This window comes from Glutamicibacter sp. NPDC088483 (assembly GCF_044753145.1).
GTDB lineage: Bacteria > Actinomycetota > Actinomycetes > Actinomycetales > Micrococcaceae > Glutamicibacter.
The window spans coordinates 1-22850 of sequence record NZ_JBIVMP010000006.1 but is presented as its reverse complement, the minus strand read 5'-3'; the positions used below and the strand labels follow the sequence as shown (position 1 = coordinate 22850).

Genomic DNA, 22850 nt, shown 5'->3' with positions numbered 1-22850 from the left:
ATTTCCAGCAAGGTCCTAGTGGCCTTCGACGCTGCTCTCGTCGAATGGAAGGCTGCCCGCCAGTACGGCCTTGGCCTGGTCCATGTCGATCTCCCTGGTCCACTTGCCGATCAGCAAGGTTGCCACGGCGTTGCCGGTGAAGTTGGTCAGCGCGCGGGCCTCGGACATGAACTTGTCGATGCCCACGATCACGCCCATGCCGTCCAGCAGTTCCGGGCGGTGCGACTGCAGGCCGGCTGCCAGGGTGGCCAGGCCGGCGCCGGTCACGCCGGCTGCGCCCTTGGAAGCGATGATCATGAAGACCAGCAGGCCGATCTGCTCGCTCAGGCTCATGGGCATGCCCATGGCCGTTGAGACGAAGAGTGCCGCCATGGTCAGGTAGATGGCGGTGCCATCGAGGTTGAAGGAGTAGCCGGTAGGCACGGTGATGCCCACGACGGGCTTGGACACCCCTGCGTGCTCCATCTTGGCGATCAGGCGCGGCAGTGCCGACTCGGAGGATGAGGTGGAGAAGATCAGCAGGTATTCGCGAGCCAGGTACTTCAGCAGCAAGAAGATGTTCAGGCCGGTGACCAGGCGCAACAGGGAACCGAGGACGACGACGATGAAGAGCGCGCAGGTGACGTAGAAGGCACCCATGAGGATCGCCATCGAGCCGATGGCGGCCCAGCCGGTAGCACCGACCACTGCGGCAATGGCACCGAAGGCACCGATCGGGGCAGCCCACATGATCATCATCATCAGGCGGAAGACCACCGCCTGGATGTGCTTGACTGCGTTGAGCACAGGCTCGCCGGACTTGCCCATGGACTGCAGCGCGAAGCCGACCAGCAGGGCCAGCACCAGGGTCGGCAGCACGGGGATGTCGCCCGGAATCATTTCCAGCAGGAAGGCCACGGTGGAGTTCTCCCCGCCGCCGGATCCCGACTCGTACGGCTCGAGCTTCAGCCCCGAACCCGGGTGGATGATGTTGCCGACGACCAGGCCGATGGCCAGCGCAAAGGTGGACATGGTGATGAAGTACAGCAGCGCCAGGCCGCCGACCTTGCCGACGGTTGCCGCCTTGGCAATGGAACCAACGCCCAGGACGATGGTGCAGAAGATGACTGGACCGATCAGCATCTTGATCAGTGCGACGAATCCGGTGCCCAGGGGCTTGAGGGCCTTGCCCACCTCCGGGGCCAACAGGCCGACCGCTGCGCCGAGCACCACGGCGGCAATCACCATGATGTACAGCCAGTGGGTCTTGTCTTTCTTCTTCGTTCCGGCCTGCGGCGAATTGCCTGCCGGCGGCATCTGGTCTGTGACAGCCATGGTAGTCCTACCCTTGTGAGCGCATGGAACCGAACCGTGCACCCTTGCACAGCCGGCATTACGTAGAATCGTTCTGTATCCATGGTGCGGTTCGAAGTGATCCGCATCTCCATTGCGTTCATATTGGTCACGCGGTGAACAGTACAAGGACCAGGCAGCACAAGGAGATGAGCGCAGTGACCGATCATTTCACCGACCTGTCGCTGGCCCGCCCCACCCGCGAGGCCGCCTCCCCCGCACCGCTCAGCCGCGACGGCTGGTCCCTGGCGGTAGTCATCTTCGCCGCCCAGATGCTGGTGGTCATCTTCGTCGTCGTCGGCCTGGCGGTCGCCACCTACCAGCACCAGGCGCAGGTGATCCAGGATGACAAGCAGGCCACGGTGGCCACGATTTCCATCACCCTGGCCAACGATCCTTTCGTGTCCCAGGCCCTGGCCGGCGATCACCCCACCGAGCAGCTGCAGCCCTACACCGACAAGATCCTGGACCGCGGGCAAGGCGTGGATTTCATTACGATCATGACCCCCGATGCCCTGCGCGTCACCCACCCCGACCCCGAGCAGCTGGGCAAGGGATATTCGGGCAGCATCAACCAGGCACTGGCCGGCCAGACCCACAACGAGGTGGCCGCGGGCACCTTGGGCCTATCGGTGCGCACCATCGCCCCGGTCTACCATGACGGCGAGCTGGTGGGGATGGTCTCTTCGGGCATCACGCTGGAGAGCCTGGAGTCGATCTACCGCAGCGAACTTCCGCAGATCATGACCGTTTCGGCGCTGGCCCTGCTGCTGGCGGGTTTCAGCTCATGGTCCTTCTCCCGCTACGTCAACCAGGCCACGCTCGGCTTCGGCCCGCACGGGCTGCGCCGGCTCTACGCCTTCTACTTCTCGGCCCTGCACTCGGTTCGCGAGGGCCTGGTCCTGCTGGACCGGCGGCACCGCATCGTGCTCTACAACCAGGAAGCTTCAAGATTGCTCGGCTTCCCCGAGGAAGTGCCTTCCGGCGGATTGGACCTCGACCAGGTGCAGATCCCCGAAACCCTGCGCACCCTGATGGCGACCGGACGCAGCTGCAAGGACGAAATCCATTTGGGCACCCATACCGTGCTGTCCATTTCCCAGGGCCCGGCCCGCCTGACCAACGCGCGATTGCCCCGCCGCGGCGGGCTGCCGGCCCGCTGGTTCGGTTCCCAGCCGGTGACCGGCCAGGTCATGACGCTGCGCGATTTGACCGAAGTGCAGGAACTGGCCGGCGAAGTGCAATCGCTGAAGACCTTCTCCACCGCCCTGCGAGCGCAAACCCATGAGCATGCCAACCGCCTGCACACCATTGCCACGCTGATCGAAAATGGCCAGAGCGACAAGGCGCTGGCCTTCGCGGTCGATGACCGCCAGCATTCGCAGAAGCTCACCGATGCGATCGTGCATTCCATCGACGACGTCTATCTTTCCAGCCTGCTGGTGGCCAAGGCCGCCCAAGCCCATGAGCGCGGCGTGAAGCTCGATATCAACGCGCAGGGCATGATTCCGGGCAATGCCTTTGCCGCCACCGACATCGTCACCATCGTCGGCAACCTGCTGGATAACGCGCTGGATGCTTCGGCGGGCACCCAGGACGCGACGGTGTGGGTGGAAGTGGCCGCGGCCGATGACGAGCTGATCATCGCGGTGGCCGATTCCGGCCCGGGCATCGAACCCGAGTTCCTCGATCAGCTGCTGCGCTTCGGGGCCAGCACCAAGGCCGGCGGCCAGCCGCGCGGCCTGGGGCTGGCACTGGTGCAGCAGGCGGTGCTGCGGCTAGGTGGCACAATGGGTGTTGATAACGATGCCGGCGCAATCTTCACCGTCACCTTGCCTTTGAGAATCAGCGACTAGCCCAGGAGGGTACCGTGCACGAATCCCCTGCAGCCACGCCCCCGCCGGGCACCGCCTCGCACAGTTTCAAGGTGCTCGTGGTCGACGACGAGCCGCAAACTGCCGCCTCCCACGCCAAGTACGTCAACCGCGTTCCGGGATTCGCCACCGGCGCCATTGCCGCCAACGGCCAGCAGGCGCTCGGGCTCCTGGCCGCGGCCCGCGATGCCCACGACCCCTTTGACCTGGTCCTGCTGGATATGACCCTGCCCGACCTGCACGGCATCGACGTCGCCAAGCGCATGCGCGGCCGCGGGCTGACCACCGACATCATCGCCATTACCGCGGTGCGGGACCTGGCTGTGGTGCGTTCGGCGGTAGCCACCGGAATCACCCAGTACCTGATCAAGCCCTTCACCTTCGCGGCGTTCAGCGAGAAATTGGAGAACCACCGGCGGTTCATTTCCGAGATCAGCTCCACCGGTCCGGATACCAGCCAGGCCGCGCTGGATAATGCGTTCTCGGCCCTGCGCACCACCAGTGCTTCCGCGTCCCTGCCCAAGGGGCTGATTCCGGAAACGCTGGCGCAGATCACCGACCATCTGCGCAGCAAGCCCGATACCTGCCTGTCAGCGACCGAGCTCGGAGAAGAGCTGGGCATCTCCCGGGTCACCGCCCGGCGCTATCTGGAGCATCTCGCCGAGGTCAAGGCCGTGGTCAAGCAGCCCCGGCATGGCACACGAGGCCGCCCGGAATACGAATACCGGGCAGCCTCGCGCAGCTAGGTTCTGGTTTCCCCTAGGCTTCGGGACGCAGCAGCGGCACCAGCTCGTCGAGCACCGCGGTGTCCTCGATGGTCGACGGGACCGAGTAGTCCTTGCCATCGGCAATCTGCCGCATGGTCTTGCGCAGGATTTTGCCCGAACGGGTTTTGGGCAGCGCCGCCACGACGGTGACTTCGCGGAAGTCGGCCACCGCGCCGATGTGCTGGCGCACCAGCGCGACGATTTCCTTCTTCAGCGTTTCCTCCTGGATCTGCACACCGGACTTGAGCACCACATAGCCGCTGGCCCGTTGGCCCTTGAGCGCGTCGGCCAGGCCGATCACCGCGCATTCGGCCACGGCGGGATGGCTTGCCAGCACCTGCTCCATGGCACCGGTGGACAGGCGGTGCCCGGACACGTTGATCACGTCATCGGTTCGCCCCATGACGAACAGGTAGCCGTCGTCGTCCAGGAAGCCGGAATCGCCGGTGAGGTAGCACCCCTGGATCTGCGAGAGGTAGGTGTCGATGAAGCGCTGGTCGTTGCCCCACAGGGTGGTCAAGGCGCCGGGCGGCAAGGGTAGCCGGACAACGATGTTGCCTTCCTGGTTCGCGCCGAGCTGCTCGCCCAGCGCATCGCGGATCTGCACGTCGAACCCGGGTACCGGGGTGGTCGGCGAACCGGCCTTGGCAGGCAGCTCTTCCAGGCCCAGCGGGTTGGACGCGATCGGCCAGCCGGTTTCGGTCTGCCACCAGTTATCCACCACGGGGATGCCCAGCAGCTTCGAGGCGAAGTGGTAGGTATCCGGATCCAGCCGCTCGCCGGCGACGAACAGCGCACGCAGCGATGACAGATCGTGGCTGGCGATCATCGCGCCTTCCGGGTCGGCCTTGCGCACCGCGCGCAGCGCAGTCGGCGCGGTGAACATCGTTGTGACCTTGTGGTCCTCGATGATCCGGCCGAACGCGCCGGCATCCGGAGTGCCAATGGGCTTGCCCTCATAGAGGACCGTGGTGGCCCCGGCGATCAGCGGCGCATAGACGATGTAGGAGTGTCCGACCACCCAGCCCACGTCGGAGGCGGTGAACATGGTATCTCCCGGATGCACGTCGTAGACCGCGTTCATGGAGTACTGCAAGGCAGTGGCGTAGCCGCCGGTATCACGCACCACGCCCTTCGGGGCACCGGTGGTTCCCGAGGTGTAGAGCACGTAGAGCGGGTGGGTGGATGGCACGGATACTGGCCCGGCCGGCGAAGCGGTCTTCGCCTGCTCATCCCAGTCCAGCCAATTGATCTCCTGGCCGTTGACCTGCTTGCCCTGGTATTCGTCCAAGGAGTGCCCGAAACCATCCCGATGGGCGACGATCACGTCCCTGACCGCAGGCTCGGCCAGGCCCAGCGCCTCGGCCACGGCCGGCAGGTATTCGATGCGGCGGCTTGGCTCGATGCCGCCAGAGGCGGTAATGATCGCGACCGGGGCGCAGTCGGTAATGCGGGCAGCCAGTTCCTTGGGCGCGAAGCCGCCGAAGACCACCGAGTGGATGGCACCCAGGCGCGCGCAAGCAAGCATCGCGATGGCCGCCTGCGGGATCATCGGCAGGTAGACCAGCACGCGGTCGCCGGTCTTCACGCCGCGTTCGGCCAGCACCCCGGCGAAGATTTCCACTTCGCGCAGCAGCTCGGAGTAGGAGTACTCGGTGACAGTGCCCAGCATTGCCGAATCGTAGATCAGGGCGGTGTTATCTCCGCGGCCGGCTTGAACGTGGCGGTCCAGCGCATTGACCGAAAGATTCAGCGTGCCATCCGGAAACCAGCCATACAGCGGCTTGCGCGAATCATCCAGCGCAATCTGCGGCGCTTTGTCCCAATGGATATCCTGGGCAGCTTGCAGCCAGAATGCGGCTGGGTCATTGGTGGCTTGGTCAAAGGCCTGACGGTATTCCTGCGCCATGGTTCTCTCCTCCTGGCCCCGGGCGTCATTACCCGGCACCTGTGTGGTGGTTGAGGTCGTCCTCTTGGCATTAACTGTATGAGTACGATCACATCATCGCAACTTCTTTGTATACATATTTCGAAAAAATCCCAAAAGAATTTGGCACAGCTCACATATTTTCGGGTTTCATGTATACACTGGAGCCATGAGAGCAAGCGACAAGGTTTACGAGAGCCTCCGTGCCGACATCGTCGAATGGCGGCTGGCTCCAGGTACCGTTCTTGCCGAAGTGGAACAGTCAGAACGCCTGGGCGTTTCCCGCACTCCGGTGCGCGAGGCCTTGGGCCGATTGGTCGCCGACGGCTTGGCGGTACAGCATCGCGGACGCGGTGCTGTCGTCTCCGAAGTCAGTGAAGACCACGTAGAAGACCTGTTCGTATTGCGCCTGGCATTGGAATGCGCCAGCGCACGCGAAGCTGCCAAGTCCGCGCAGCGATCGGCCTTCAATCAGCTGGCCGGCCGCTTCGAAGCAGCCGTCACGGAGGTGGAACTTCCCGGCTCCCGGGAGTCCTACTACCAGCTGGTGCAGCTGCTGGACGAGTCCATCGACGAAGCAGCTGGCAACAAGTACTTGTCCAACGCACTGCGCACCTTGCGGGTGAACCTGCAACGGGTGCGGCGCATGGCCAAGGACAATCCCGAAAGGCTTAAGGCTTCCGCCTCCGAGCACGCGGCCATCGCGAGAGCGATCGCCAGCGGAAACCCCGAGGTCGCAGCCGCGGCCACCACAGTTCACCTGCACCAATCCTTCACCCACATCATGGCCCACGCGGCCGGATCAGAAAGGCAGTTACCATGATCAACCACCCAGTACGCGTATACCGCTCAGAGGAAAACCTGGCTCGCGAAGACCAGCTGGCACATAAGATCGCCACGGTTGCTGCCGATCCGGTAGAGGTCACCGCAGAAGTGACCGACATGATCATCAACCGCATCATCGATAATGCTTCGGTCGCGATCGCTTCGCTGAACCGCGGCCCGATCGTCGCCGCCCGTGCCCAGGCACTGGCCCACGCCCCATCCACCGGCGGTGCCGGCGCCAGCGTCTTCGGCATTTCCGAGAAGGTCTCCCCGGAATGGGCCGCATGGGCTAACGGCGTGGCCGTGCGCGAATTGGACTACCACGACACCTTCCTGGCTGCCGAGTACTCCCACCCGGGCGATAACATCCCGCCGATCCTGGCGGTTGCCCAGCACACCGGAGCTTCCGGCAAGGACCTGATCCGCGGCATCGCCACCGGCTACGAGATCCAGGTGGATCTGGTCAAGGCCATCTGCCTGCACAAGCACAAGATCGACCACGTAGCGCACCTGGGCCCATCGGCCGCTGCCGGCATCGGCACCCTGCTGGGGCTGGATGTCGAGACCATCTTCCAGGCCGTTGGCCAGGGCCTGCACACCACCACCGCCACCCGACAGTCGCGCAAGGGTGAAATCTCCACCTGGAAGGCCCACGCCCCGGCCTTCGCCGGCAAGATGGCCGTCGAGGCTGCCGACCGCGCGATGCGCGGCCAGACCTCCCCAGTGCCAATCTACGAAGGCGAAGACGGCGTTATCGCCTGGATGCTTGACGGCAAGGATGCCGCTTACGAGGTGCCGCTGCCGGAGGCTGGCGAAGCCAAGCGCGCCATCCTGGACACCTACACCAAGGAGCACTCGGCCGAGTACCAGGCGCAGGCCTGGATCGATTTGGCCCGCAAGCTGCATGGCGAGCACCCGGAGGCCACCGACCCGGAGAACGTCAAGTCGGTGCTGATCAAGACCAGCCACCACACACACTACGTTATCGGCTCCGGAGCGAACGACCCGCAGAAGTACGATCCGACCGCATCGCGCGAGACCCTGGATCACTCGATCCCTTACATCTTCACCGTGGCCCTGCAGGATGGCGCATGGCACCACGTGGATTCGTACTCACCAGAGCGTGCCGGCCGCGCCGACACCGTGGATCTGTGGAGCAAGGTCACCACCGAAGAAGATGCCGAATGGACCCGACGCTACCACTCGCTGGATATCGCGGAGAAGGCTTTCGGCGGCTCGGTGGAAATCACCTTGAACGATGGCACCGTGATCACCGATGAAATTGCCGTAGCCGACGCGCACCCACTGGGCGCACGTCCCTTCGCCCGCGAGCAGTACATCAACAAGTTCCGCACCCTGGCCACCGGCCTGGTGGACGACGCTGAGATCGACCGCTTCATCGCGGCCGCCCAGAACCTGGAAAACCTGGCCGCCGGCGAATTGGATCAGCTGAACATCACCGCCGCAGCGGGTGTCATCGACGCCGCGGCCGCACCGAAGGGCCTGTTCTAACATGTTGTACTCAACCAAAACCCCCGCAGAAAAGCGCCTTGCGCTGCGCGAGATGCTCACCCCGGGAGCTGCGCGCCAGTTCCCCGGAGCCTTCAACCCGCTCTCAGCCAAGCTGATCAGCGAGAAGCAGTTCGACGGAATCTACATCTCCGGCGCGGTCCTGGCCAACGATCTGGGCCTGCCGGATATCGGCCTGACTTCGCTGACCGAGGTAGCAACCCGCGCCGGGCAGATCGCGCGCATGTCGGACCTGCCGGCGATCGTGGATGCCGACACCGGATTCGGCGAGCCGATGAACGTGGCCCGCACCATCCAGGAACTCGAATACGCCGGCCTTGCCGGCTGCCACATCGAGGACCAGTTCAACCCGAAGCGCTGCGGGCACCTGGATGGCAAGAATGTGGTGGATACCGACACCATGCTCAAGCGCATCGCCGCTGCCGCTGATGCACGCATCGATGAGAACTTCCTGATCATGGCCCGCACCGATATCCGTGCGGTCGATGGCCTGGATGCGGCGATCGACCGCGCCAAGGCGATGGTCGATGCTGGTGCCGACGCGATCTTCCCGGAGGCGATGAAGAACGTCGCCGAATTCGAGGCAGTATGCAATGCGGTCGACGTGCCGGTACTGGCGAACATGACCGAGTTCGGCAAGTCCGAGCTGTTCAACCGCCAGGAACTGGCCGATGCAGGCGTCGCGCTGATCATCTACCCTGTCACCTTGCTGCGCAGCGCCATGGGCGCGGCTGAACGCGTACTGGATGCCATCAGCGAGGATGGCACCCAGGCACGTGAAGTGGATAACATGTTGACCAGGTCACGTTTGTACGAGCTCGTGGACTACGAGGCCTACAACCGCTTCGATACCGGGATCTTCAACTTCCAGGTCCCAACCCTGGACATTGATTCCAACAGCGCGAACCTCTAGGCTCGCAAGCACCTAACACCCCCCCTGCGCCGGCCGGCACCCGCCGGCCGGCGCTACCCAAAGCATTATTATTCTCCGGCAATGAAGAGGAGCAAGAATGACTGCCACCGAGGAAATCAAGAAGGGCCTAGCAGGCGTCGTCGTTGACTACACCGCCGTCTCCAAGGTCAATCCAGACACCAACTCGCTGCTCTACCGCGGCTACCCGGTCCAGGATCTGGCCGCGAACAAGTCGTTCGAAGAGGTCGCCTTACTGCTCTGGACCGGCGAGCTGCCAACGCAAAGCGAACTGACCGAGTTCAGCGCTTTCGAGCGGGCCAACCGCGCGCTGGACCCACGCGTGAAGGCAGCCATCGACCTGCTGCCAGCTGACTGCCACCCGATGGACGTGGGCCGCACCGCGGTCTCGGTAATTGGCGCCAACCACCCGGAGGCCGAGAACTCCTCCCCCGAGGCGGAGCTGCTCAAGGCCAAGGAACTGTTCGCGGCCTTCCCGGCAGTTGTTGCCTATGACCAGCGCCGCCGTCGCGGCCAGGACGTGGTAGCTCCACGCGAAGATCTGGATTACTCCTCTAACTTCTTGTGGATGACCTTCGGCGAAGAAGCAGCCCCCGAGGTCGTCGACGCCTTCCGCGTGTCAATGGTGCTCTACGCGGAGCACTCCTTCAACGCTTCGACCTTCACCGCCCGCGTGATTACCTCGACGCTTTCGGACCTGCACTCGGCCGTCACCGGGGCGATCGGCGCGCTGAAGGGCCCATTGCACGGCGGCGCCAACGAGGCTGTCATGCATACCTTCAACGAGATCGGCATCGACAAGGAGGAATCCCGCGAGGATGCCGCCAAGCGCGCCAAGTCGTGGATGCAAGACGCGCTGGCCGCCAAGAAGAAGGTCATGGGCTTCGGCCACCGCGTCTACAAGCACGGCGACTCCCGCGTGCCAACCATGAAGGCCGCGCTGGATCGCATGATCGAGCACTACGGCCGCCATGAGATGCTGGGCTTGTACGACGGCCTGGAGGCAGCCATGGACGAGGCCAAGTCCATCAAGCCGAACCTCGACTACCCGGCCGGCCCTACCTATCATCTGATGGGCTTCGACACCGAGATGTTCACCCCGATCTTCATCGCGGCACGCATCACCGGCTGGACCAGCCACATCTTCGAGCAGCGCGCAGCCAATGCGTTGATCCGCCCGCTTTCGGCTTATAACGGCGTGGAGCAGCGCTCGCTGTAGACACACTTCGACTCCCGGTATTGGCCGCGGGTATGGCACAGCCGTGCCAGCCCGTGGCCATTGCCGTGCCAGCTGCGGAACGGCATCGGCTTGCCGTCGTTGCCCGAAGTTGCAGTCCCAGGCCAATGGGCCTATCGTTTAACGATAGATACATTCCGAAGAACGATAAGGTCTATTGCCATGGGAAAATTCAGCATTATCGGTTTGAAGGTAGTTCTGGCCGTGATCCTGGCCGGCACGCTTTTTGTGCAGCTGTTCATAATCCCGATGATCTTGATCCACGAGTCGCCGAGCAACGGCACCGACAAGTTCTTTCAAGCCTCTTTCCTCGGCTACTTGCTTCTCGCCGGGCTCATCATTGAAACCTGCGTCTACAGCGTGTGGAAACTAGCCACGAGAGTTAAACGCGGCACCGTTTTCGATCCCGCTTCCCTGGGCTATGTAACGCCGATCATCATTGCCTTCACGATCGGCGCCCTATCCACTTTTGCCCTCGGAGCGATCTTCGCCGCCAGCACGGAAATTGCACCCGGAGTCGTGCTTCTTGTTGGTGGAGCCGGGGTGCTGATGATCGGCATCAGCATCATCGTGCTCGTACTGCGGCAGTTGCTCGCACAAGCGGCGATGACCGAAGCCCAAGCCGATGCGCTCCGTACCGAACTGGGCGGCGTGATCTAATGGGAATCCGCGTAGATATAGACGTGATGCTGGCCCGCCGCAAAATGGCCGTCGGCGAGTTGGCCGAACGCATCGGCATTACCCCGGCCAACCTCGCGGTGCTCAAGAACGGGCGCGCCAAGGCCGTACGTTTCAGCACTCTTGAAGCCCTCTGCCGGGAATTGGAATGCCAACCCGGCGACCTTTTGATCTTCGAAACCGAACAGGACTAGATGCAGCTCGCTGGCTAGTCCCAGTTCTCGAAGCTGATGCTCTGCACCGAGGTGTTGTCCTGCGCCAGCACGATCTCGACGGTAAATTTCCCGCCGGCTACGAGTTGCGGCAGCCACAACGGGGAATCCTGCCACATCTGCTCCAAGGGCAAGGCCGCCGGATCGGCCCACAGCGGCTCGAGCTCCTCGGTGATGTGCAGCTGGCCCGATGCCTTCCAGGCAATGAAGGTGGCGCATTCCATGTCGGCTGCCGGCTGGGCGGGGAACCGGAAATTGACCTGCGCCGCAGGCTCCAGCTCCTCCGGAGCGAGGAGCAGTCCGGTTTCCTCGGAGAATTCCCGGATGGCCGCTTGCCGCGCGCTCTCTCCCTGCTCGATCTTGCCGCCAGGCAACACGATATTGCCCTTGCCGAATCCGCGACGCTTGCGTCCGAGCAACACGTGCAGCCGTCCTTCGCGCTCCTGCAGCAGCGCCACGAGGGCTACCTGCTTGGCAGAACGCACCTGGTGGCCGGCGACCACTAGTTCACCCTCGGGTGGGCCAGCTGGTAGGCCTCACGCAGCGAATCCACGGTGACCTTGGTGTAGATCTGCGTGGTGGTGACCGATGCATGTCCCAGCAACTCCTGGACCACACGCACATCCGCGCCGCCCTCCAGCAAATGAGTGGCGAAGGAATGGCGCAGCGTATGCGGAGAAACCTCGGTGGAAACCCCGGCGCGCTCAGCGGCCTTCGAAAGCAACAGCCACACCGATTGGCGGGAAAGCCGTCCCCCGCGCTGGTTCAGGAACAACGCTGGAGTTCCCTTTCCCTTGGCGGCTAGCCCGGGACGGGCACGCACCAGATAATCGCTCACCGCACGCTGGGCATAACCGCCCACCGGAACGACCCGCTCCTTGGATCCCTTGCCGAACAAGCGCACAACGGCATCGTCGGCAAAGTGCAGGTCATCGACGTCCAGGTCCACGACTTCGGAAATGCGCGCACCGGTGGAGTACAAGAATTCCAGAATCGCGCGATCCCTCAGCCCGGCAGGGGTTTCGATGCTCACCGATTCGAGGATCCTGGTAACAAGGTCGATGGAGATCGCTTTGGGCAGGGATTGCCCGATAGCCGGAGGCTGGATCTCGCGGGCCGGGTTAGGCGCGCAAATCCCTTCGAGCTCCCAGTACTTGTGCAGTTGGCGGATGGCTACCGAATGGCGAGCGACGGAGCGGGCGCTCAACGGCTTATGCTCTTCATCGCCGCGGGATAGATCCTGCAGGTAGCCGCTGATGGCCAGCTCGGTAATCTGCTGCGGTTGTGCTACGCCGGCTGCCTGCAGCGCTTCAACGTAGCGAAGCAGATCCCTCCGGTAGGAAGCCAGTGTATTCTCGGCCAGCCCGCGCTCGATCGCCAGATGCTGCAGGTAGCGCTTGAGCGGGGTCTCGAAGTGGTTGCTCATCCTTCGCGCAGGTATGGGTGCACATCGAATGGCTCGTTCGCATCGCGCAGGTCCAAGTACTTGCTGGTACGCGCTGCATGAGCGGCAAGGATCGCGATTGTCGCGGTGGGATTATGGATCTTGCCTGCCAGCACGGCTGCGACGGCTTCCTCCAGCGGCACCCAGGTGCTGATCATTTCAGCTTCCTCCTCGGTACGCTCATGGCGCTGATCGGCGGCAACCAGTTTCGCATCGCGCGCGAGGTAGACTCGCACTGCTTCGGCCGAGGAGCCCGGGCTCAAGAAGACATCGGTGAGGATCGACCAGTGCTCGGCGGTACGATCCGCTTCTTCCCATAATTCGCGCTTGGCAGCTTCCAAAGGTGGTTCTCCAGCCACATCGAGCAGCCCGGCAGGGATTTCCCACAGCCGCATGCCTACCGGGTGGCGGTACTGGTTGACCATCAAGATGCGTTCTTCAGCATCCATGACCAGAACGCATACAGCACCGGGGTGGTTGATGTAATCGCGTTCAATGGTCGCCCCGGATTCGGAGAGCTTCACCGTGTCATGGATGACGTCCCAGATCCGTCCCTCGTACACGGTTTCACGGTTCAGCAATTCACGTGGTGAGAATTCATCGGCTATAGGATGCAGCGGCACGAGGATCGTCCTTCGGTAGAAAAAGCTGGTCGGTATTCTCCAGCTTAAACAGCTACGCGCCGGTCAGTAACGACCGGCGCGCAGTGCCTTCAGAGTTTTACCTCCGGCAAGCAGTATTACTTACTTGCGCAGCTCCAGAGCTGCCTCGACCAGACCTGCAAACAGCGGGTGCGGGCGAGTCGGGCGGCTGGAGAGCTCAGGGTGAGCCTGCGTCGAAACGTAGTACGGGTGTACTTCCCTTGGCAGTTCAACGAACTCGACCAGGTTGCCGTCTGGCGAGGTGCCAGCGAAGACCAGGCCAGCTTCTTCGAGCTGCGCGCGGTACGAGTTGTTGACCTCGTAGCGGTGGCGATGGCGCTCCGCAACCTCGGTCTTGCCGTAGGTCTCAGCCAGAACCGATCCCTCAAGCAGCTTTGCGTCGTACAGGCCCAAACGCATGGTGCCGCCCAGGTCGCCCTTGCCTTCAACGATGTCCAGCTGCTCTTCCATGGTCGCGATGACCGGGGTCGAGGTTTCAGGATCGAATTCGGTGGACGATGCATCGGTGAGGCCAGCCATGTTGCGGGCGTATTCGATGACCATCGACTGCAGTCCCAGGCACAGGCCCAGGGTTGGCAGCTTGTTTTCGCGAGCGAAGCGCAGCGCGCCCAGCTTGCCTTCCAGACCGCGGATGCCGAAGCCACCGGGGACGCAGATTGCCTCTGCACCCTCAAGCGCCTTGGCGGCCCCTGCTTCGGTAGCGCAGTCATCTGCTGGTACCCAGCGGATGTTGACCTTGGCGTTGTTTGCGAACCCGCCGGCACGCAGGGCTTCGGTGACCGACAGGTAGGCATCGGGCAGATCGATGTACTTGCCCACCAAAGCTACGGTCAGCTCGGTTGCGGGGTTGTGCACGACTTCGAGCAAGCGATCCCACGAAGCCCAGTCGACGTCGCGGAACTTCATCTCCAAGGTCTGGACGATGTAAGCGTCCAGGCCCTGGGAGTGGATGACCTTTGGGATGTCGTAGATGCTTGGAGCATCGGCGCAGTTGATCACTGCTTCGGTGTCCACATCGCAGGTACGGCCGAGCTTGGCGCGCATTTCTGCCGGGATTGGACGGTCCGAGCGGATTACCAGCGAATCTGGCTGGATACCGATCGAACGCAAAGCGGCAACGGAGTGCTGGGTAGGCTTGGTCTTCAGTTCATGGCTTGGGCCGATGAATGGAACCAGGGAAACGTGTACGAAGAATGCGTTCTTGCGGCCGATGTCCTGGCGGACCTGGCGTGCTGCTTCGAGGAATGGCTGGGATTCGATATCGCCGACGGTGCCACCGATTTCCGTGATGATCACGTCAGGTGCCGACTTGCCGGCCCCTGGTTCGGTTGCTGCCAAGCGCATACGACGCTTGATCTCATCGGTGATGTGAGGGATGACCTGAACGGTATCGCCGAGGTATTCACCGCGACGTTCGCGTTCCAGAACGGTCGAGTAGACCTGTCCGGTGGTCACGTTGGCGGTACCCGGAAGGTTCTCATCCAGGAAACGCTCATAGTGTCCGATATCCAGATCGGTTTCTGCGCCATCGTCAGTAACGAAGACTTCACCGTGCTGGAAGGGGTTCATAGTACCTGGATCGACGTTCAGGTACGGGTCGAGCTTCTGCATGGTCACTGAGAGACCACGAGCTCGAAGTAGATGTCCAAGGCTGGATGCCGTCAATCCCTTACCCAGGGAAGAGGCCACACCGCCGGTGACGAAGATATGCTTTGTCGTTTCAGACGACCGAGAATCACGAGTTGAATTACGCTGCACCACGGGATTTCATCCTATCACCATTCCAATATTTCGCATCCTCATAAGACTCTAGTGCACCTCCGGCCAATGCCCTAGCATTGCCGTAATTCAGGGGCTCACCAAGACTTTTAGGCTTTCGCCATTCTCTTGGAAGTGAGCGATGACACTAGGTTCTGCGCTTCTTCAAGCAACTCCTCAGCATGCGCCTGCGCCGTGCCGGATTCCTCTTGGCCGGCGAGCATGCGCGCAAGTTCCTTGACGCGGGCTTCCTGATCCAAGCTGATGACATCGCTGGCAGTGTAGCCAGCTCCCGCCTTCGACTTGGCATCTGAATTCTTGATCACACGAATGTGCCGATCCGCATAGGCGGCCACCTGGGGCAGGTGGGTCACGACGATGACCTGCACATGCTTTGCCAGCATCGCCAGGCGCTCGCCAATGGCCACCGCCGCTTTGCCACCCACGCCCTGGTCCACCTCGTCAAAGACGAAGGTCGGCACCGGGTCGACCGCCGCTAGGACGACTTCAATGGCCAGCATGACGCGGGAGAGCTCGCCGCCGCTGGCACCCTTGCCCAGCGGTCGCGGCGAGGCTCCGGCATGCGGGGCCAGCAGCATGGAAATCGCGTCCTGGCCGAAGGCACCTGGTTCTTCCAGTTCCTTCACCTCGATGACGAGCTTGGCATCCGGCATCGCCAGGGCCTTGAGCTCGGCTGAAACCTGCGCGGAGAGTTTCTTGGCAGCCTTGCGGCGCGCGTCGGAGAGGTCCGAGGCCAGCGAGGCCACCTTGTGCTCCAATTCAACGACTTCTGTTTCCAGCTCCTCGATGCGCGAGTCATCCCCACCGAGTTCTTCCAGACGGGTACGGGATTCGGCAGCCCAGGCGAGCACCTGATCAATGCTCGGTGCGTACTTGCGCATGAGCTTGCTCAAATCGGCACGGCGGGCTTCAATCTGCGCCAAGCGCTCCGGGCCTTCCTCATCGAGGTCGGCAACGTAGGCGGCAAGATCACTGGAGAGTTCCGAGGCGAGAATGCCCAGTTCTGCTGCCCGCTCCGCGAAAGCGGCCAGCGCAGTATCATCGTCACTGGCCTGGGCCAGCACGCCGCGGGCGGTCTCCGCCAAGGTGGTAACGCCCGGGTTCTCGAAATCCTCGGAGTCGATGACGGCTTGCGCCTGCCGGCCGGCGGTGCGCAGGGACTCGACATTGCCCAGCTTCATGGATTGCTCGCGCAAGGCTTCGTCCTCGCCCGGCTGCGGATCCAGGGAATCGATCTCGTCCAGCGCCAGGCGCAAGTTTTCTGCTTCGCGAACACGGTTGCGCGATTCGGTTTTGAGCCCCGCCAGCTCCTTGGAAGCCGATCGCCACTGGCGGTAGGCTCGCTGGTAGTTGCTTAGCGTGCGCGACAGCGAGCTACCTGCAAAGCGGTCCAGGGCATCGCGTTGCGCCACCGGCTCTTTCAGGCGAATCTGGTCCGATTGGCCATGGACGGCCACCAGATCGTGCCCCAGTTCGGCTAGCAGGCCGACAGGGGCGCTGCGTCCGCCGATGGTGGCGCGTGAACGGCCTTGGGCCGAGAGCGAGCGGGAAAGCAGCAGTTCACTGTTCTCCCCCGCTGGTTCGATGAATGCGCCTGCCTGGCCTGCGGCATCGAGCACGTGGTGATCCGGCGGCAAGTGCACCACGGCTTCAGCCAGAGCGTGCTTGGCGCCGTTGCGCACCGCACCGGCATCGGCCCGGCGCCCGAGCAGCAGGGACAAGGCGGTGATCACCATGGTCTTGCCAGCGCCGGTTTCACCGGTGACTACCGTGAGTCCCGGACCAAGCGGAAGCGTGGCCTCGGTGATCACCCCAAGGTTGGATATCTGGATTTCCTGAATCAATGCCTGCTCCCGAATGTCGAGTTCAAGTCGTACCGTGCGCTTTTAGTATATGTGTTCTAACCCTATTTTTCGTAACTATGTTCGAGCGTGTGGAAAGTTTTTCTTCGAGGCCGCTATTCAGTCCTGGTCCTCGGGGCGTCCCACCATGGGAATGCCCGGTTCATCGCGGTAATGCGGATCGACGCTTTGCAGGCCTGGTCCGATCACCGGCAGTGCCGTAGTGGCCGGACGGCGCGCCTCTTCCTTCGCTGGTCCGCGCCAACCGGTAATGGGCAGCTCGAACTTGTTGACCAGGCGCTCGGAAAACGGCGTCGTGTTCAATCGCGCCATGTACACCGGGCGGTCACTGCGCGTTACTTCCACACGGGCTCCCGGCGGCAGCTCGATGGTGCGCCGTCCATCGCACCAGAGCACGGCCCCGGCATCGGTGCGGGTCAGCATTTCGACGGCCATGATCGAATCCGGGGAAATGACCAGGGGCTTGGCGAACAGTGCGTGCGCGGAGATCGGCACCATGATCAGCGCCGCCACGTCCGGCCAGACCACCGGGCCGCCGGCGGAGAAGGAGTACGCGGTAGAACCGGTAGGCGTGGCCATCACGACACCATCGCAGCCGAAGGTGGAGATCGGCCGGCCGTCGACCTCGATCACGACCTCGACCATGCGTTCGCGGTTGGCCTTTTCCACCGCGGCCTCGTTCAAGGCCCAGGTCTCGGCGAGGCAGACGTTGTCCAGCCACACCTTGACCTCCATGGTCATGCGTTCTTCCACGGTGTAGGTCTCATTGACCAGTGCTTCCACGGTGGAGGCCAGTTCGCTGCGTTCAGCTTCGGCGAGGAAACCCACATGCCCGAGGTTTACCCCCACCAGCGGCATCGGGGATTCCCGCACCAATTCCGCGGCACGCAACACGGAGCCATCGCCACCGAGCACCACGCCCATGTCGACGTCCTCGATCTGGCAATCCTCGCCGAGCACCTGCACCGAAGGCACAGCCGCGCCGATCGCTTCAGTCATCGCCAGCTGGTCCTTGCCGCGCATCACCGGGATAGCTCCGGCGGCGTTGAGCAAGGCGCAGGTTTCTATGGCCGCGGTGATGGCTTCTTGGCGTCCGGTATGGGTGAAAATCAGGATTCGGCGCAAGGCGGTCGGCCCCTCTCAGCATCGCGAGGTGCAAAATGACCGTGGTTATCGACCACGGCTAAAACACGTCACTACTAAGAATAGTCAACATCCTGCCCGATGCGTGGAACATCGGCAGGCTGTGGATCCGCTCCTGCGGCAAGCCAAAGGAAGAATTCGACATTGCCGTCCTGTCCCGGCAGCGGGCTGCGTGCCAGCCCGCGCAGGTGCAGTCCCGCGGCTTGCGCGCTGGCGACCACCGCTTCAACGGAGCTGCGGCGCAGGGCGGGATCGGTGACCACGCCGGTGCGGTTCAGGTGTTCGCGCCCGACCTCGAACTGCGGCTTGACCATCAGCAGCAGGAAGCCGCCGTCCTTGGCGGCCCCGGCCAAGGCGTCGATCACCAGGCGCAGCGAAATAAAGGACAAGTCGGCTACTACGAGGTCGACTGGTCCCCCAATATCTTCGGGGGCCAGATAGCGGACGTTCAGTCCTTCGTGGACCGTGACGCGGGGGTCTTCGCGCAGCTCGTCGACCAGCTGGCCATGGCCTACATCGGCTGCTACCACAGATTTCGCACCGCGGCGCAACAGCACGTCGGTGAAGCCGCCGGTCGAGGCACCGGCGTCCAGGCAGTGCAGGCCAGCGGGGTCAATAGTCGTAAAAGCATCTAGGGCTCCGGCGAGCTTATGCCCGGCACGGGAGACGTATTCTTCGCCTTCGCTGGGCACCAGGGCCAGCTCATCGGTGGCGGAAACCTTCTTGGCGGCCTTGGTGGCGGCCTGCCCGTTCAGCAGCACCCGCTGCGCATCGATCAGCTTGGCTGCTTCGGTGCGCGAGCGCGCCAGCCCACGGGTGACAAGTTCTTGATCCAGGCGATTCACGCGCCGTGCTCCGTACGATTCAGTTCTTGCTGCAGGCCGGCAAGCAGTTGCTCATAGATTCCGGCATGCTCGGTAATGTCATGGTCGGCCAGGGAAGACAGCGCCTGCTCCACTGCTGGATCATCCAGCCCGCGAGGGCCAGGGCTCGGAAGAGGATTCTGCGGCTGCATGCTTAGCCCCGGATCTTGCGCAGGGCATCGAGCCCGCGTTCGGTAAACCGGATTTCCGGTTCTTCGTGCCCCGACTGGCGCGGATGGGCCAGCCACCAGGCATGGCAGGCGGCGCGCCAGGCATTCAGGTCCTGGTCGCTGCCCGAGACTTCGATCGCGCCGTTATCGACCTTGGCAACCGCGTCGCCGACCTGCACGCCGTAGCCCAGTACCTTGATGGTCGGGTACGGCCGGTACAGATCAGCCATCGAATTGATGAGGTAGTTGGGGCGCTGCTCGACCGGTGCGCCCAGTGCTGTGCGCGGCGTGTCCACACCGGTCAGCACCAGCGCGGTGGAGAACCCGGCACGGAAGCCGCCAAGGATGTCGGTATCCAGGCGGTCGCCGACGACCAGCGGGCGCTGGGAATCCAGTCGGTCCGCGGCCCGAGCGAACAGGTAGGATTCGGGTTTGCCCGCCACGCGTGGTTCCACGCTCGTGGCCAGTTTCACCGCATTGACCAGCGATCCGTTGCCCGGGGCCAGGCCCTCGGCGCGCGGAATCGTCAGGTCGGTGTTGGTGGCAACCCATTGGGCACCGTGATTGATCGCGTAGCTGGCCTCGGCCAGGTTCTTCCACGAGATGTCCGGGTCGAACCCCTGGATCACCGCTACGGGTTCTTCCTTATGGGATTCGACGACTTCCAACCCGCGCACGGCAATGCATTCGCGCAGGTAGGGGGAACCCACCACCAAAACCTTGGATCCCGGATTCAATTCGCGGGCCAGCATCTCCGCACCGGCGTCGGCAGAACCGAAAACCTGCTCAGCGCTGGTTTTCACGCCCAGCTGGCGCAGGTGGGCCGCGACGGACATCGGCGAACGCCCAGCATTGTTGGTAATGAACGCCAAGGTGACATTCACTTCCGCGAGGGTGTTCAGCGACTCCACGGCGTCGTCAATGGCGTTCGGGCCAGCATAGACGACGCCGTCCAAGTCGGAGAGGACGGAATCAAATCCGGAAATCAGCATTCGGTGGTGGTTCCTACTACTTGAGGTATTTGGCTACTACGCCAAAGCTTACTTCGCCGATTCTTCTTCCACGTCAGCTTCGCCAGCTTCCGTGTCGGATTCGATGACTTCGTTCAGGTCATCTTCCTCGTCGATGCCGGTCTGCTCGGCTTCTGCCTCTTCTGCTTCTTCGGCCTCTGCTTCTGCATCTGCTTCTTCAGCCTCGGCGTCGGCATCTGCGTCTTCAGCTTCCGAAGGCTCGATCAGATCCTTGGCGCGTGGGGTTTCCTCTTCCTCATCCATCTCCGGAGCCAGGTCCATGATGAAGGATTCGGTTTCACGCTCGATGCCCAGGGCGCTTTCTGCAACCTCGACCTGAGCATTCCAGCGCTTCGCGTCTTCTGCACGGCCGGCAGCCGACAGCAGATCAGCGTAGGCAGTGAACAAACGTGGGCTGAAGGAGAAGGCACGGTTGAAGTTCAGCTGTTCCAGCGACTCCAGCTCAGCCAGAGCCTTATCCAGCTTGCCCAAGTCACCATACGAACCGGCAGCAACCATCTGCATTTCAACCTTGACGGCGCTTTCCAGATTGGCGCATTCCTCGGACTGGGCGAGCTCGATTGCCTTCTCTGGGCGGCCCAGGCCACGCAACGAGTCAGCGATCAATGGCAGGTTGTAGTCCGAACCGGAAATACGACGGTGGGTACGCAGTTCGCGCAGTGCATCGGCGTACTTGCCAGCGTGGTAGGCAGCGATGCCAACGGCCTCGCGAACCACCGCGACACGGCCGCCGCGGCGCGATGCTGCCAGGGTGTGCTCGTATGCCAGCTCTGGGTCGTCTTCCAGCAGGCGGCCAGCCATCACCAGGTGCTTTGCGACCCAGCTTGCCGAGCGCTCTTCGAGGTAACGCAGCTGGGCGCGTGCTACGCGGTCCAACTCCTTACCGGTAACATCCTCATCGATATCTGGGGACTGTTCACGATCGGCACGGTTCGAGATGCGCAGATCGCCAGGATTATGTGCGCGCGGTGCGTCACCGCGCTTATCAGCAAAGCGGTCTTCACGTGCTGGGTACTCACCCTTCGAGCGACGGTCGTCGGCACGCTTGAAGCCACCACCGCGGTTGTCATCACGCTTGAAGCCACCGCCACGGTTGTCATCACGCTTGAAGCCACCACCGCGGTTGTCATCACGCTTGAAGCCACCACCGCGGTTGTCATCACGCTTGAAGCCACCGCCACGGTTGTCATCGCGACGCTCGCCGCGGAAACCACCACGGTCATCATTGCGGAAACCGCCACCGCGGTTGTCATCACGCTTGAAGCCACCACCGCGGTTGTCATCGCGACGCTCGCCACGGAAGCCAGCACGGTCATCATTGCGGAAACCGCCACCGCGGTTGTCATCACGCTTGAAGCCACCGCCACGGTTGTCATCACGCTTGAAGCCGCCACGGTCATCATTGCGGAAGCCACCGCCACGGTTGTCATCGCGACGCTCGCCGCGGAAACCACCACGGTCATCATTGCGGAAACCGCCACCGCGGTTGTCGTCACGCTTGAAGCCGCCACGGTCATCATTGCGGAAACCGCCGCCACGGTTGTCATCACGCTTGAAGCCACCGCCACGGTTGTCATCGCGTTTGAAGCCACCGCCACGGTTGTCATCGCGTTTGAAGCCACCACCGCGATTGTCATCGCGTTTGAAGCCACCACCGCGGTTGTCATCACGCTTGAAGCCACCACCGCGGTTGTCATCGCGACGCTCGCCACGGAAACCACCACGGTCATCATTGCGGAAGCCACCGCCACGGTTGTCATCGCGACGCTCGCCGCGGAAACCACCACGGTCATCATTGCGGAAACCGCCACCGCGGCTATCGTCACGCTTGAAGCCACCACCGCGGTTGTCATCACGCTTGAAGCCACCGCCACGGTTGTCATCGCGACGCTCGCCACGGAAGCCAGCACGGTCATCATTGCGGAAAACGCCACCGCGGTTGTCATCACGCTTGAAGCCACCACCACGGTTGTCGTCGCGCTTGAAGTCACCGCCGCGGTCAGCATTACGGTCACCGCGGAAGCCACCACGGTTATCGTCGGTGCGCTTGAAATCACTACGGTCGTCGCGACGCTTGAAGCCATCGCGGGAGTTGTTGCGGTTTGAATCTGAGTTCCGGAAGTCGCCTCGTCCGTTGTCGGAGTTACGGCGGAATTCGTTAGACATCTAATGTCCCCTTCAGCGGCTATCTCAATACCGCAACCTTCGTGTTTGCCTTTGCAAATCACTTCACTATTAACTATTCAGCATGCCCTCGAGGCATGTACATCTAAATTCAAGTCTACGGGAGGCACGAGTCATACCATAGGGAAACGGGTCCAATGTGGCAAGACACTCAGTGGCGGCCCTAAGGTTGCCCCCAGCCATCGACGCATGCGTAGCCGATCGAAGCCCCTTGATAGATTCAACTCTTCTAAAAGGGGTTAACGACAAAAAGGGCCCAGCATGAAACTGAACCCATAGGCTTTAGCAAGTCGATTACCAGGGGACGGGTTAAACAGGTGAGGCCCCGGCACCAAACGGTACCAGGGCCTCAAACCATCTACTCAAGTTAAGTCCGGCGGTGACCTACTCTCCCACACC

20 protein-coding genes and 1 pseudogene are annotated in these 22850 nt (G+C 62.7%); 9 read left to right on the top strand and 12 right to left on the bottom strand.

Features of this window, described 5'->3' with window-relative positions:
* Window positions 1-15: 15 nt before the first annotated feature.
* Entirely contained in the window at window positions 16-1314 is a 1299-nt protein-coding gene (locus tag ACIP6G_RS13240; RefSeq protein WP_105659041.1) for a cation:dicarboxylate symporter family transporter, read from the bottom strand.
* A 167-nt stretch (window positions 1315-1481) separates the two neighbouring features.
* Between ACIP6G_RS13240 and ACIP6G_RS13235 the strand changes: the two genes are divergently transcribed.
* Together ACIP6G_RS13235 and ACIP6G_RS13230 are read left to right on the top strand one after the other, a co-directional pair.
* On the top strand, window positions 1482-3188 hold the full coding sequence (locus ACIP6G_RS13235; RefSeq protein ID WP_166650818.1) for a sensor histidine kinase: 1707 nt from the start codon (window positions 1482-1484) through the stop codon (window positions 3186-3188).
* Window positions 3189-3202: 14 nt separating this feature from the next.
* On the top strand, window positions 3203-3952 hold the full coding sequence (locus ACIP6G_RS13230) for a response regulator (RefSeq protein WP_105659039.1): 750 nt from the start codon (window positions 3203-3205) through the stop codon (window positions 3950-3952).
* 13 nt (window positions 3953-3965) lie between these two features.
* Here the strand turns inward: ACIP6G_RS13230 and ACIP6G_RS13225 are convergent.
* A pseudogene (locus ACIP6G_RS13225) lies at window positions 3966-5924 on the bottom strand (AMP-binding protein); the annotation flags it as partial.
* A gap of 145 nt (window positions 5925-6069) precedes the next feature.
* Between ACIP6G_RS13225 and ACIP6G_RS13220 the strand changes: the two are divergent.
* The 6 genes from ACIP6G_RS13220 (at window position 6070) to ACIP6G_RS13195 (ending at window position 11295) form a co-directional block, all read left to right on the top strand.
* Entirely contained in the window at window positions 6070-6723 is a 654-nt protein-coding gene (locus ACIP6G_RS13220; RefSeq protein WP_400290604.1) for a GntR family transcriptional regulator, read from the top strand.
* Window positions 6720-8237, top strand: a complete 1518-nt coding sequence (locus ACIP6G_RS13215; protein WP_400290602.1) for an MmgE/PrpD family protein — start codon at window positions 6720-6722, stop codon at window positions 8235-8237. Before ACIP6G_RS13220 ends, ACIP6G_RS13215 begins: the two co-directional genes overlap by 4 nt.
* A 1-nt stretch (window position 8238) precedes the next feature.
* Window positions 8239-9168 (top strand): methylisocitrate lyase, encoded by a 930-nt coding sequence (prpB, locus tag ACIP6G_RS13210; protein WP_400290601.1) that lies wholly within the window; start codon window positions 8239-8241, stop codon window positions 9166-9168.
* Window positions 9169-9265: 97 nt separating this feature from the next.
* Window positions 9266-10405: a bifunctional 2-methylcitrate synthase/citrate synthase gene (locus ACIP6G_RS13205; RefSeq protein WP_400290599.1), complete on the top strand. Its 1140-nt coding sequence runs from the start codon at window positions 9266-9268 to the stop codon at window positions 10403-10405.
* A gap of 222 nt (window positions 10406-10627) precedes the next feature.
* A complete protein-coding gene (locus tag ACIP6G_RS13200; RefSeq protein WP_400290597.1) occupies window positions 10628-11083 on the top strand; it encodes a DUF2975 domain-containing protein in 456 nt (151 codons plus the stop codon).
* Complete coding sequence (locus tag ACIP6G_RS13195; RefSeq protein ID WP_105659032.1) at window positions 11083-11295, top strand: helix-turn-helix transcriptional regulator; 213 nt, start codon at window positions 11083-11085, stop codon at window positions 11293-11295. Before ACIP6G_RS13200 ends, ACIP6G_RS13195 begins: the two co-directional genes overlap by 1 nt.
* A gap of 14 nt (window positions 11296-11309) precedes the next feature.
* Here ACIP6G_RS13195 and ACIP6G_RS13190 read toward each other — a convergent pair whose 3' ends face one another.
* The 10 genes from ACIP6G_RS13190 to ACIP6G_RS13145 all read right to left on the bottom strand — a co-directional run bounded on the left by ACIP6G_RS13190 (window position 11310) and on the right by ACIP6G_RS13145 (window position 21143).
* Entirely contained in the window at window positions 11310-11816 is a 507-nt protein-coding gene (locus ACIP6G_RS13190) for an NUDIX domain-containing protein (protein ID WP_332595000.1), read from the bottom strand.
* Window positions 11816-12739, bottom strand: a complete 924-nt coding sequence (gene xerD, locus ACIP6G_RS13185; RefSeq protein WP_400290593.1) for a site-specific tyrosine recombinase XerD — start codon at window positions 12737-12739, stop codon at window positions 11816-11818. The genes ACIP6G_RS13190 and xerD overlap by 1 nt, the downstream gene beginning before the upstream one ends.
* Window positions 12736-13380, bottom strand: coding sequence for an NUDIX hydrolase (locus ACIP6G_RS13180; RefSeq protein WP_105659029.1), 645 nt, complete (start codon window positions 13378-13380; stop codon window positions 12736-12738). Before ACIP6G_RS13180 ends, xerD begins: the two co-directional genes overlap by 4 nt.
* 120 nt (window positions 13381-13500) lie before the next feature.
* Window positions 13501-15180, bottom strand: coding sequence for a CTP synthase (locus ACIP6G_RS13175; protein WP_332487349.1), 1680 nt, complete (start codon window positions 15178-15180; stop codon window positions 13501-13503).
* Window positions 15181-15287: 107 nt separating this feature from the next.
* Complete coding sequence (gene recN, locus ACIP6G_RS13170; RefSeq protein WP_105659027.1) at window positions 15288-17042, bottom strand: DNA repair protein RecN; 1755 nt, start codon at window positions 17040-17042, stop codon at window positions 15288-15290.
* Between the two features lie 117 nt (window positions 17043-17159).
* On the bottom strand, window positions 17160-18185 hold the full coding sequence (locus ACIP6G_RS13165; protein ID WP_105659026.1) for an NAD kinase: 1026 nt from the start codon (window positions 18183-18185) through the stop codon (window positions 17160-17162).
* A gap of 74 nt (window positions 18186-18259) precedes the next feature.
* Window positions 18260-19048 (bottom strand): TlyA family RNA methyltransferase, encoded by a 789-nt coding sequence (locus ACIP6G_RS13160; protein WP_400290589.1) that lies wholly within the window; start codon window positions 19046-19048, stop codon window positions 18260-18262.
* Window positions 19045-19218, bottom strand: a complete 174-nt coding sequence (locus tag ACIP6G_RS13155) for a hypothetical protein (protein WP_400290587.1) — start codon at window positions 19216-19218, stop codon at window positions 19045-19047. The genes ACIP6G_RS13160 and ACIP6G_RS13155 overlap by 4 nt, the downstream gene beginning before the upstream one ends.
* A 2-nt stretch (window positions 19219-19220) precedes the next feature.
* Window positions 19221-20228, bottom strand: a complete 1008-nt coding sequence (locus ACIP6G_RS13150) for an HAD-IIA family hydrolase (protein ID WP_105659024.1) — start codon at window positions 20226-20228, stop codon at window positions 19221-19223.
* 48 nt (window positions 20229-20276) lie between these two features.
* Window positions 20277-21143, bottom strand: coding sequence for a hypothetical protein (locus ACIP6G_RS13145; RefSeq protein WP_400290585.1), 867 nt, complete (start codon window positions 21141-21143; stop codon window positions 20277-20279).
* 81 nt (window positions 21144-21224) lie between these two features.
* On the opposite strand from ACIP6G_RS13145, the gene ACIP6G_RS13140 reads away from it, so the two are divergent.
* Complete coding sequence (locus ACIP6G_RS13140; RefSeq protein WP_400290584.1) at window positions 21225-22373, top strand: hypothetical protein; 1149 nt, start codon at window positions 21225-21227, stop codon at window positions 22371-22373.
* Window positions 22374-22850: the final 477 nt, after the last annotated feature.